Genomic DNA, 11,676 nt, shown 5'->3' with positions numbered 1-11,676 from the left:
CCCATGGCAAAGACCGCCAACGCCTACGACGAAGAAACCATCTTTCGCGTGAAGCTCATGCGCCCCGTCACCTATCGGGGCGCACCGCTCACAGCCCTGCCGGTCCACCAGATGACGGGGCGGGCGCTGAACGCGATCGTTGCGCAGGAGGGTGCGGATGTCGTCGACACTGCCGAGCCGCGCTAACGGCTATGCCGTCGCCCTGAAGCAGCCCGCCACGCGGGAGTTCTTCGAGGCGTTCCTGTCCAGCATTCACGCCCGCCTCGTCGCGCTCGAGCTCACCGAGGCGGACTACCAGTCCGCCATCGACGCCATCACGACGCAGGCGCTGGCGATCGTCTCGGCGAACATCACCGACGAGGTCGAGGCGCAGCGCGACAATCTCGCTGCCATCAAGGTAGCGGCCGATGCGATCATCGCCGAGGTCGCAGCGATCCAGGCGAGCGGTATCGCCGCAACCGGCGTGCGCATTGCGGCGATCGATGGGCTCGACGCCGCGAACGCTCAGGTCGCCTTCGCGAAGATCATCGTAGCGCTCGGACTGAAGGCGAACGCCGCCGACTTCACGACCCTCGCCAACACGCTCACTGGGCGCGTCGACAACGCCATCGCAGCGATCGACACCCGCGCCCTCCTCTTGAGCCAAGCACTCGCACTGACGGGAACCCGCTGACATGGCGAAGAGCAACCTTGCGATCTACACGCAGAACAAGCGGACCAGCACCGCCATCTGCACGGCGGCCAAGACGACCTACAACGATGCTGCAAACGCCGTCCTGATCCACACGGCGGGCGCGGATGGCGACCTCGTCCGTCGCATCACGGCAGTACCGCGCGCCACTGTCACGGCCACGCAGTTGCAGCTCTATCGATCGACGGATGGGGGCACGACGTTGATCCTGTGCGGGTCGGTCCTAATGCCGGCCTACACGATGTCGCAGACCACCGCCGTCCCGGTGACGGACTTCGGCATCAACTTCGCGCAGCCGCTCGGTCTCGCTCCGAATGAGCGGCTCTATGTCGGCATTGGCGTGGCTCTGGCGGCGGGCATTGCCTTCACCGTCGAGGCCGAAGGTTTTGTGGCGGGGGTTCCGTAATGTTCGGAGCAGCGCCGACCTACGATCAAGGCGCCAGTCCTCGGGGGTCGAATGGGGCAGCGCCAGTCTTTAAACCGATCACCGTTATTGTGACAAGTAGCACCACCTTCAACATTCCATTGGGTGCAACAAAAATCAAGAAGATCGAGTGTGTTCAAGCTGGAGAAGACGGTCTTTTAGGTAGTGTTGGCACTCCGTCTAGTTGCCGTGGAGGAAAAGGCGGTGACTATTCGTTGGCAGAAGACATCCCGGTTACAAGTGGCTCCATTACCGTCATAGTCGGCCTAAGCAATCTCGCTCACTCATCCGCTTCAATGGGCGACAAAATCTTGTGTACGAGTGCGGTTCCGACCCACCTCGGGGGGCAAGGCGCTCTCGGCGGCCAAAATGGCAACCCAGCCATTCCCGGCGGGTCGGGTAATGGGGGTGCGACGGGAGGACAATCTGGGTCCGGCGGTGGAGGAGGAGGAGCGGGCGGACCGTTTGGCGGCGGTGGAGGGGCTGGATCTACCAACGGCAACGATTCAGCCACCCGAGGAGGGAATTCCGCAACCGGAAAGCTTGGCGGGACTGGGGGCGGTTTCGAGTATACCAACTACAACCGAGGAGGTGGCGGTGGTGGAGGTGGTGCCATTACGGCCGGCTCAAACGGCACGTTGCCAACGCAAGCCTCATCGGGGGCAGGCGGCCGAGGTGGCGATGGGGGAGCACAGGGAGTGATAGACCCCTACGTTTTCCCTGGCGCAGCGCCTTCGGCAGGTAGCGGTGGAGGGACCGGCGGAGGGTCAGGCCCGGGTGGCGGAGGTGGCGGCGCACCCGGTGGCGGAGGTGGTGGTGCCGCGACCGGGTCCGGTTATCCCGGCGCATCCAGTTCTGGTTTCGGAGCGCGTGGCGAAGTCCGTTTCCTGTTCACTTGAGGAACCATCATGTTCTACTCGCGCATCACTCTTTCGACGCTCGTGGCTCTGCAGCCTGAAGCACTGCCCGCCGCGCTCGTCGGGCTCGACAACGCTACGCTCGCCGACCTTCCCGCCGCGCTCGACCCGGTTCCCGCTGAGTTCGATGGCGTCGGCTACTGGCCGGCGGCGATCGTCTATCTACCAATTGACGGGCGCTTGCAGACGGTTGGCGACGGGTTCGACATTGTCGCCGATGGCGCAAGGAAGACCATCACCGCGACGGCGCGCATCCGCGACCTGACTCCCGACGAGATCGCGGCGTTGCCGCCGGTGCCAATGCCCGACCCGTACGCCCATTTCATCCCGGCCGCGCTGTTCCGGCAGCGCGCGGAGAAGATGGGCATCTGGGAAGACCTCGCCACCTTCCTCGCGCAGAGCCCGCCGCTCTGGATGAAGGTGCTGACGCTGGAGCGCGGGCTCGACCCCGAATTCCCCGATCTCATCGCGGGCTTCGACCAGATGAACATTCCGCAGCCGGTGCGAGCCTTCCTGCTGGCGCATCCGTCCGAGGGCGTGCCCGACATTCCCGAGGGAGGGTTCGGTGATTGACCTGCCGGAAATGCTGTCCGACCTGCGGGACGACGACGTGCTGCTCGTCTTCCGCAACCGCGAGATCCACACGCGCCGGAAGGCGGCGCGCGTCACCTGGGCGATCCTGAAGGCGGCGGTGCTCTCCAGCGTCGCCGCCATCGAGGGGCCGCCCGGACGGGATGGCTCGCCCGGCCGCGACGGTCTGCCGGGCAAGGACGGCGGGCAGGGATTGCCCGGTCGGGACGGCACTGCGGGGAAGGATGGGGCCGCGGGCAAAGACGGAGGAGCCGGACCGCAAGGTGCCCCCGGCAAAGACGGCGCCGCCGGGAAGGATGGCACACCCGCCGCGGTGACGCTGGGCGCCCTCATCGTCGGCGAGACCATCCCGCTCGCGATCGGCTCCGGCATTCGCCGCGTCACCGTGACGACGCCCTCCGCGTGGGGCATCGCAGTCGGGCAGAACCTGCTGGCCTTCGCGACGGCCGTCCCGGGCCCGCTCTATGCCGTCCACGACGCGATCGCGATGGGGAAGGACACGATCTCGGTCGGGGTCTCGACACCGGCCCTCGCCTTGGCGTCGACCTACGCCATCCCTTGCCGCATCGCCCGCGTCGGCGGCTGACGCCATGGACTGGTGCACGGGCTTCCCCGAGACCTGGGGCGGCGTGGACATCGCGCCGTGCTGCCGGGCCCACGATCTCGCCTACGAGACCGGCGCGCCAAAGATCGCCGCCGACCTCGACCTCGCGGCGTGCTTCGCCACCACCACCGGCGACGGCGTTACCGCGCTGGCCGTGCTCGCCGCCGTGCTCGTCCTCGGCGGGCCCTTCTACCTGCGCGCTTGGCTTCACCGTCGGCGCCGCTGACACGACGCATGTGGGAATCGGGAGAGGCCACACATCTACCGGTTGTTTCTTCCCGCTGAGCCCGTAAGCTTCGGCGATCACGGTGGGGGCAAAGATGCTGCGGCTGACGACACTGATACTGCTAACTGGTCTATCGACGGCACAGGCTGCCCAAGGCTGGATCACGAAGGTCGAGGACGACGTGTTCAGCGACAAGAAAAGCGCGACGATGCTCGGTTTTACTCCGAGCGGTGACAGCGTCTACATCGAATGCGACGGCGACCACGAACTCGAATTTGCCGTTCTCAGCAAATCCGAGGACAAGAGCCCTGGGGTTCCCGGCATTCTGGTCGTCAAGATCGACGGTGGGGAGGCGCTTCGGTTCACCGCTGCCTCATACGCGCACAATGACGAATACGTGGGCTTCAAGAACGAAGACCAGGAGCAGATCCGCTCTCTCGTGAAGGCCATCGGTCAAGCGAACAAGGCGGCGCTGTTCGGTTTGCAGATACCCATCGTCGACATCAAAGCTTCGCTCAACCCGGGCGTCAAAGGGTCGAGCAAGGCCGCTTCACAGTTCTTGGAAGCCTGCACAGACTGACGCTTCTCTACCCAGAAACATGACAACGAGGCCCGGCACCCACCGGGCCTTTTTCTTTGCCCCGAAGGGATGACCCATGACCGCACCGAATTTCGGTATGACCTTCTCGCGCCCGAACTCCGAGCCGGTGCCGGTGACGGGGGCGGACTTCTCGAAGATGTGGCTGATCGAGGCCTCGGCTGACGCGGACGCCACCGTGTTTCCGATCGGCCAAGAGGTTCGGTTTTCGTCCTCGGACGAGACGAAAGTAGCCAAGCTCGGTACCGGGCCGCTGCGCGATGCCGTCGCCGGGATCAATTCGCAGCTGACCGGTCTGAACGTCGGCGCCGACGTCATCGTGTCCCGCATCGCGGAAGGAGCGAACGTCGCGGCGACCTGCGCGAACATCGTGGCCGCGCTGCAGCGGGCGGGATCGGTGCCCGCGCTTGTCGACGCAACGCCCCGCCTCGTCTGGTGCGGGCGAACCGCCTGGCGCGCGGATGCCGACACGGTGAACCCCGTGGTGGCCGCTCTGCCGGAGGCACTCGAAAAGCTGCTGGCGATCGCGGTGGTCGATGTGGACGACACGTCGTCCGCCAATGCGATCGACGCGCGAGAGACCATGAGCTCGCAGCGCCTCATGCCGGTGGGCGTGGCGGCGCGCGTCTACGAGGGCGAGACGCTCGTGACGCGCCCGATGGGCCCGCGCATTCTCGGCCTCTTCGCCCGCGTCGACAACGAGAACGGCGGTCGCCCCTTCGATCCGATCGCGAACCGGGCGATCTACGGGCTCGCCGGTCTCAGCCGTCGGATCCCGTTCTCGCTCCTCGACGGCTCGACCGAAGGCCAGCAGATGCTGGACGCCGAGGTGTCGATCGTCGTGCCGGGGCAGGTCAACGTCGACGGTGCCGCGGCGAGCGGCGGCTTCACCTTCATCGGCACCGACAACACCGACACGGGCGAACTCTGGAAGCAGATCCATCAGGTGCGCGGTGCCGACCTGATTACGGTCGAGGTGATCCAGATCACCCGCGAGTTTCTCGGCCGCAAGATCACGGTCGACATGGTCGAGGCCTACGTCAACTCGCTGCTGTTCAAGCTTCGGGACCACAAGGCGGCCGACGACATCCTCGGCTACAATCGCAAGGTCTTCATCCCCGACCAGAACTCGCCCGAGAACATTCGTCTTGGGCGCCTGAAGCTCGATCTCGGCATCGAGCCGGCGCCTTCGTTCAAGCGCGCCGACGTCGCGATCCACCGCTACCGCCCCGCGGTCGAAGGCCTGATCTCCGAAATCGTCGCGCGCCTCGGCACCGTCGCCTGACGGCGGCGCGTCACCCTTCCTCGTCCTGATCGCAGCGCCCCGTTCGCCGCGTCCCTTCGGAGCATTCCATGGCCCAGCAGCCCCTTCTCCTCCTCGAGGCGGTCGACGTCCGCCGCGCGACGCAGGTCGGCACCTCGCGCGCCAACACGATCTCGACGCTGACGATTCCGACGATCACGTTCGTCGAGGCCGAGCACAATCCCGGCGGCGGCATCATGGCCGTAAATTATCTCCAGCGCCGCATCGAGGCGCTGGAGCCGGCCTTCACGTCGAAGGGGCTCGATCGCGACGTGTTCCGCGGCATGGGCGTGCGCGACGCCTGGACGTTCGCCTCGGCGTACCGGAACAAGGATACCGGCGTCGCGGTGCCGGCGCGGGGCATCATCGAGGGCGCCATCAAGCAGTGGGAGCCCGACGAGAGCGACCCGGCCGAGTTCGCCGGCTGCAATCACATGTTCGCCGAGGTGACCCACTTCGAGTTCCGCCTCGGCGACGAGGAGTGGATCTACTTCGACGCGAAGGAGCGGGTCGCGCGGTTGATGGGCGTCGACCTCTTCGCCGACGTTCGCGAGGCGCTGGGCGCCTGATGGACCTCGCCGCGCTTTCGGACCCCGAGGACAGCGAAGAGCAGCGCGCCCGCCTGCGGGCGTCTGCCGATCGGGACGCTTCGGTTTTGGCGACGTTCGCGAACGACGGATCTGTCGTCATCGAGCCGAGCGGCGGGTTGGAGACCGAATCGGCTGATCCGCTGGCACCGGTGGAGCCCATCCCGCCCGAGCCCGTCGTGACGTATCGCGGTCGGGCAGTTCGGACGACCGTGCGGCTCAGGTTCCCGTTCGACATCGAGGGGATCAAGGTCCGCTCTGTCTCGATGGTCCCGCCGACCTTCGCCGATGTCGAGGCGCTCACGGCCGGGCGCATCTCCGAGCTGGAGATGTTCGCCCGCATGTGCGGGCTGCCCGTCATGGTCCTTCGCGCCATGCGCTGGCCGGATGTCGAGACCGTCACGCTGTTCGCCCGCCATCTCGCCCCGGACTTGCAGCGCGGATAGCGCACCGGCCCTTCGCCTCCGCGCTGACCATGAATGGATCCAACGCTCGCCATGGCCCGACTTTCTTCCGAACTCGTCCTCAGCCTGACCGACCGCGTCAGCGGCCCGGCCGCCGGCGTGGGGCGGTCCCTGAACAAGCTGAAGCGCGATCAGCACGGGTTGGCGCAATCGTCGCGCATGACGGCGGACAGCGCGCGCGAGATGGGCCGGGCGCAGAGCCTGATGCTGGCCGGCGCATCGCGCGTTCTGGCGCCGATCGCCGGCGCGGTTTCCGCGTCTCAGGTCATTTCGACCGCGGCCGACTTCGAGACGGCGCTGACCAACATCCAGAAGAAAGCGGGTGCAACCGCGGTGCAGACGGCGAAGCTCGGCGAGGAGATCAAGGCGCTCGCGACGTCGGGCGAACTGGCCGTTCCCATCGAGGAGATCGCTGCGGCCTACGAGCGCGGCGCCGCCGCCGGCATTCCGCTGGACGAGTTGCGGGCGTTCGCTTCGCTCTCGGCGAAGGCGGCGGACGCCTTCGAGATGAGTGCGACCGACGTCGCCAACGCTTCGGCGGGTTTCACCAACGTGCTGAAGGTGCCGCGCGCCGAGATGGAGCGCTACTTCGACCTGATCAACGGTCTGGCCGATTCCGGCATCGCGGACGAAAGTGGCATCGTCGACTACATCGACCAGGCTGGCGCGATGGCGAAGACCTTCGGCCTGTCGGCGCAGGAGACCGCCGCGTTCGGCGCGGCGCTCGCGAACCTCAAGGTCTCCGCCGCCAAGGGCGCGACGGCGACGAATGCGATCTTCACGCGTCTGATGGCGCCGGACGCGCTCTCCGGCGACGCCCGCGAGGCCTACTACCGGCTGATCAAGGACGACAAGAAGTTCAAGAAGCAGTTGGCGAGCGGGAAGGCCGACGAGGCGTTCGTTGGCGTTCTGGATTCTCTGCGCGCCATGAACAAGGAAGCCCGCACCGGCGTCATCGTTGAGCTGTTCGGTCAGGACCATCTCGACGTCATGACGCAGATGGTCGAGGGCGCCGACGAACTGAAGCGCAACCTCGCCTATGCGGCTGGGACCGACTGGTTCGGCTCGCTGGACAAGTCCTACAAGCTGAAGCTCGACGACTTCTGGTCACAATGGCAGCTTCTGAAGAATGATCTGGCGACGGCCGCGATCGATGTCGGCACCGCCGGCATGCCGGTGCTGAAGGCAGGACTGCAGGGTGCGCGAGATCTGATCGGGCAGATCCGTGATGGCATGACCCAGTTGGAAATGCAGATCGACTGGTCGCAGGTCGACGCCGCGAAACTCGCGGTCGGCGATCTTGGCGAGCAGCTGCGCACGACGCTCGGAATGGACACCAGCGGCTCGACGCTCGGCGAGTTCTTTCGCGACTTGGCGAAGGTCATCGACGGCATCGCCGCCACAACGCGCTATGTCAGCCGGGAACTTGCCGACGTCACAGAGTTTGCCCGCGATCCCATTGGCTACATGAAGAAGCCGATGACCGACGAGCGCCTTCGTGCCGCCGGCATCACGCCGATGACGGACGAGCGCCGTGCCGAAATCGAGCGCGAACGGCAGCAGAATCGGGACCGGGAGGTTATCGATCGTCGCGGCCGGATGGGCAGTTCGAACCGTATCGACGCCGTTCAGGCTCGCATCCATGCCGCCGCCAACGGCGAGCTTGGCGCCGTGACGCCGCCGGCGGAACGCGGCGGACGTATCGAGCGAGCCGTTCGTCCGTTCGCTCCGCCTATGCCAGCAGCTGTTCCGGCTCCCGTTTTCGACGGTCCGTTGGGCCGATCGACGGGTGCGGTCGCCCTTCCGACGCCTCGCCCCGACATAGTCGGACCGGTGACGCGCGAAGGGGAGGCTGCTGCGCTCAAGGCGAAGGAGTTGGCTGCGCGCATCATCGAGGCCTTCAGCGTGACGGCCACCCCGCAGATCAACAGCGCATCACTCGACACCTTCATCTCGAAGGTGCGGACGGCGCGCTCCGAGCTGGACGCTCTGAACGCGCAAGGTGCGCGCGGCGGCCGTGTCGGCCGCGCCGACTATTCCGGACTGCACGAGGACATCGAAAACTGATGCTGATCCAGATCGGAGCCGTCCAGCTCGATACGTTTCCCTTCGGTGCCGACACGATCGACCGGACCGCCAGTGCCGACTTCGCGGTGAAGCCGGTCCTCGGCGCCCTGCCGAACCGCGAGTTTATGGGTGAAGGGGACGACGAACTGACGATCTCGGGGCAGCTGCTGCCGCGCAAGATCGGCGGACTGACCGAACTGGAGGCGCTTCACAGCTTCCGCCGCGCCGGCGAGCAGCTGCCGGTGATGCGCGGCGACGGCCGGATGCTGGGATGGTTCGCCATCACGCGCATCCAGGAGGCGCACAAAGATCTGGAGCGGGACGGCGTCGGGTTCACCGTCGAGCATACGATCGATCTCGTTCGCGTCGGGCCGGAAGGTGCCAGCCGGAACCTGCTGGGCACGCTTCTGTCGCTGTTCGGCGCGATGGGGGCCTGACATGCCGAAGACCCTGACCGTGCGCGGCGAGCCGATCCTGCTCGACGCGGTGCTCGCGGCCGAGTTCGGGCCGGCGACGGCGCGCGAGCTGTTGGTGGCGACGCTCGATCTCAACCCGGGGCTGGCCGATGCCGGCCCCGTGCTTCCCGTCGGCCGCACGATCGTGTTGCCCGATCCGCCGGCAGCGGCGCCATCGCGCCGCGTCGTCTCTCTCTTCGGATAGCGCCCATGCCCTGGAAGGTCTCCTGGCGTGTCACGGTCGACGGCCGGGACATGAGCGCGGGCATGCGCCCCTATCTCATCGCGATCAGCGTCTCCGATAAGGATGGAATGGCATCCGATGCGGCGTCGCTGACCTTCGACGACGCCGTGGGTCAGCTTCTCCTGCCGAAGGGCGGGGCGAATGTCGCCATCGAGCTCGACGGCGTGCGCATCTTCGAAGGCGTCGTTGACGGCACACCGTGGGCCCTGACACGCGGTGGCGGCCGGATCCTGTCCGTCAGCGCCAAGGGTCTCGACACCCGCGGTCGCGCGAAGGAAGGCCAGACCTGGCATCTCGACGACGCCACGCTTGACGAGGCGCTGCAGAAGGGTGCGAAGGTGGCGGGTCTCGAGGGGATCACTGTCGACCGCGAGCTCGGCCAGCTGAAGCGGCCCTACTGGTCGCCGCAGGGGGCGTCCTTCCTCGGCTGGGCGCGCCGGCTGGCGGCCGACCACGGCGCGACGTTCAAGGTGCGAGGATCACGCGCCGTGTTCGCCAAGCGCGGACAGGGCGCCTCGGCTGCCGGCGGGGCGATGCCGACCGTGGAAGCGAAGATCCCCGGCAACGTCATCACCGCGCACATCGATCCAGCGCAGGGGCGGCGCGCGTTCAAGGCTGCTCGCGTCCGCTACTTCGATCGAAAGAAAGCGACCTTCGAAGAGAAGGATGTCGAGATCGGTGCCGACGATACGGAGGCGGTGAACGTGCGCCGCTTCACCGCCGCCGATGGCGACGAGGCCGACGCGATCGGGCAGGGGCGCCGGTCCGATGCTGAGCGCGAGCGCGCCACCGGGACGATCGAGATGGATCTCGAACCCGCCGCCCAGGCCGAAGGCACACTGAACCTGACCGGCGCCCGCGCCGGTATCGACGGCTCCTACCGGATCGTCGGCGTGACCCACAAAGCCGATCGCGGCGGCGGCGCGACGACGAGCATCGAGATCAAGCAGCCGCAGGGCGAAGCCGGGAAGGACAGCCGGACACCGACGCAGTCCACGCCCGCGAACGTCCCGATCCCGACGCCGCGCGCAACCTGACCTTTTTGAAACATCTGACCCAAAGGACGATCTTGATGGCCAAGCAGCGCTACGTCGTCGTGCCCGGCATCCTGTTTGTGGCTGGTGCGCCTGTGCCCGCGGACGGCAAGGTCATGCTGACGCTGGAGGAGGCTCGCTACGACCTCGGTCTGGCGCGCATCTATCTCGATGGGACACAGCCGCCGCCGGTGGCGCCGGTCGAGCCGGTGCGCGGCGCCGACGTCCTCCTGCTGACGCGCGGCGCGGTGACGCCCGTTTCGGCCGAGCCCTTCACTCTCGCGCTCGAAGTCGATCGCGACTGACTTGACGAGAGCCTCGTGATGGCCACTTCGCTCGACGCCTTACAGGCTTGCTGTTAGTGCCGAAGGCAAGGCTACCGTGATCGCGACTTGGCCCGCTGCCGGAATTAGGATTGTTTCTAGCCGGACCGATTGAAATGCGCCTCCTCCTGTCAATTCACAATCATGAGATGCTAAAGGAGTCTTACGTTGTGTGGCTCGCTGCACACACGTGAAGTCGGCAACCCTCTGAAAAGCAAGGACTTGCAATCATTTCTCTGGTGTAGTGTCGATGCAAAACGCACGATACGATTCTATCAGTTGCCGGAAAAACGCCGGGAAACTACAACCTCTGTTAGACAGAAGTTGTCCCGAGAGGAGCCACCGTGCCGCAGTATAGCATTAGCGTGAACCCAGCCGCCGTTGCCGAGGGTAACATCGCACCTGGTTTCGATCTGGTCTACACGATCACGCGTGACGACTCGACAAGCGCTGCGACCGTGCAGGTTGATTTCAGCGGCCTTGCAATTTTCGGCACCGATTACGTTTCGACGGTTGCTAACGGCGGCACGGTCGACTTCGCAGCCGGCGCGACCACCGCGACGTTCACCGTGACTACGACGCCGGACACGGTGGCCGAGGCGGACGAGACGGTGATCGCAACGATCTCGGCTCCGTCAGATTCCGGCACGATCGGTACGGCCTCGGCGACGGGCACGATCACCAACGACGACACGGCACCGGAGTACTCGATCGCGGTCTCGCCCGCGGCTGTGGCCGAAGGCAACGCGGGTCCGGGCAATACGCTGACCTACACGGTCACGCGCACCGGCGACGTCTCGCAGGCCGGCTCGGTCGACGTGGTTTATACCGGCACGGCGACGAGCGGTACGGACTACGCGCCGTCGGTTGCCAGCGGCAGCACGGTCAACTTCGCAGCCGGCGCGAGCACGGCAACGTTGACCGTCACCACGACACCGGACACGGTGGTCGAGCTGGACGAGACGGTGATCGCGACGATCTCGAACGTTCAGGGCGGTGGCACGATCGGCGCCAGCGCGACGGCGACGGGTACGATCACCAACGACGACACGGCACCGGAGTACTCGATCGCGGTCTCGCCCGCGGCTGTGGCCGAAGGCAACGCGGGTCCGGGCAATACGCTGACCTACACGGTCACGCGCACCGGC

At 66.3% G+C, this 11,676-nt stretch carries 16 protein-coding genes; all 16 read left to right on the top strand.

What is annotated here, in order from left to right; translation table 11 throughout:
- The first annotated feature begins 3 nt into the window (after positions 1-3).
- A complete protein-coding gene (locus tag GGR04_RS03445; protein ID WP_183197871.1) occupies positions 4-186 on the top strand; it encodes a hypothetical protein in 183 nt (60 codons plus the stop codon).
- Entirely contained in the window at positions 158-673 is a 516-nt protein-coding gene (locus GGR04_RS03440; protein WP_183197869.1) for a hypothetical protein, read from the top strand. The genes GGR04_RS03445 and GGR04_RS03440 overlap by 29 nt, the downstream gene beginning before the upstream one ends.
- 1 nt (position 674) lies before the next feature.
- Complete coding sequence (locus tag GGR04_RS03435; protein WP_183197867.1) at positions 675-1,097, top strand: hypothetical protein; 423 nt, start codon at positions 675-677, stop codon at positions 1,095-1,097.
- Between the two features lie 926 nt (positions 1,098-2,023).
- Positions 2,024-2,605: a hypothetical protein gene (locus GGR04_RS03430; protein WP_183197865.1), complete on the top strand. Its 582-nt coding sequence runs from the start codon at positions 2,024-2,026 to the stop codon at positions 2,603-2,605.
- A complete protein-coding gene (locus GGR04_RS23690) occupies positions 2,598-3,209 on the top strand; it encodes a hypothetical protein (RefSeq protein ID WP_246392656.1) in 612 nt (203 codons plus the stop codon). The genes GGR04_RS03430 and GGR04_RS23690 overlap by 8 nt, the downstream gene beginning before the upstream one ends.
- 4 nt (positions 3,210-3,213) lie before the next feature.
- Positions 3,214-3,453, top strand: a complete 240-nt coding sequence (locus GGR04_RS03420) for a hypothetical protein (RefSeq protein ID WP_183197863.1) — start codon at positions 3,214-3,216, stop codon at positions 3,451-3,453.
- Between the two features lie 94 nt (positions 3,454-3,547).
- Positions 3,548-4,033 (top strand): hypothetical protein, encoded by a 486-nt coding sequence (locus GGR04_RS03415; RefSeq protein ID WP_183197861.1) that lies wholly within the window; start codon positions 3,548-3,550, stop codon positions 4,031-4,033.
- A gap of 76 nt (positions 4,034-4,109) precedes the next feature.
- On the top strand, positions 4,110-5,336 hold the full coding sequence (locus GGR04_RS03410; protein WP_183197859.1) for a phage tail sheath protein: 1,227 nt from the start codon (positions 4,110-4,112) through the stop codon (positions 5,334-5,336).
- Positions 5,337-5,404: 68 nt separating this feature from the next.
- Positions 5,405-5,923, top strand: coding sequence for a phage major tail tube protein (locus GGR04_RS03405; RefSeq protein ID WP_183197858.1), 519 nt, complete (start codon positions 5,405-5,407; stop codon positions 5,921-5,923).
- Positions 5,923-6,387, top strand: a complete 465-nt coding sequence (locus tag GGR04_RS03400; protein ID WP_183197856.1) for a hypothetical protein — start codon at positions 5,923-5,925, stop codon at positions 6,385-6,387. Before GGR04_RS03405 ends, GGR04_RS03400 begins: the two co-directional genes overlap by 1 nt.
- A gap of 33 nt (positions 6,388-6,420) precedes the next feature.
- On the top strand, positions 6,421-8,472 hold the full coding sequence (locus GGR04_RS03395; protein ID WP_312857392.1) for a phage tail tape measure protein: 2,052 nt from the start codon (positions 6,421-6,423) through the stop codon (positions 8,470-8,472).
- Complete coding sequence (locus GGR04_RS03390) at positions 8,472-8,909, top strand: phage tail protein (RefSeq protein WP_183197852.1); 438 nt, start codon at positions 8,472-8,474, stop codon at positions 8,907-8,909. The genes GGR04_RS03395 and GGR04_RS03390 overlap by 1 nt, the downstream gene beginning before the upstream one ends.
- Before the next feature lies 1 nt (position 8,910).
- Positions 8,911-9,132, top strand: a complete 222-nt coding sequence (locus tag GGR04_RS03385) for a tail protein X (protein ID WP_183197849.1) — start codon at positions 8,911-8,913, stop codon at positions 9,130-9,132.
- A gap of 5 nt (positions 9,133-9,137) precedes the next feature.
- Positions 9,138-10,208, top strand: a complete 1,071-nt coding sequence (locus GGR04_RS03380; protein WP_183197847.1) for a phage late control D family protein — start codon at positions 9,138-9,140, stop codon at positions 10,206-10,208.
- Positions 10,209-10,243: 35 nt separating this feature from the next.
- Entirely contained in the window at positions 10,244-10,510 is a 267-nt protein-coding gene (locus GGR04_RS03375; protein ID WP_183197845.1) for a hypothetical protein, read from the top strand.
- Between the two features lie 383 nt (positions 10,511-10,893).
- On the top strand, positions 10,894-11,676 hold a 783-nt coding region (locus GGR04_RS03370; protein WP_210291613.1), incomplete at its 3' end, for a Calx-beta domain-containing protein.

Source organism: Aureimonas pseudogalii (assembly GCF_014196835.1).
GTDB classification, from domain to species: domain Bacteria; phylum Pseudomonadota; class Alphaproteobacteria; order Rhizobiales; family Rhizobiaceae; genus Aureimonas; species Aureimonas pseudogalii.
The sequence above is the reverse complement of the archived record's forward strand: the minus strand, read 5'-3'. Positions and strand labels throughout refer to the sequence as shown.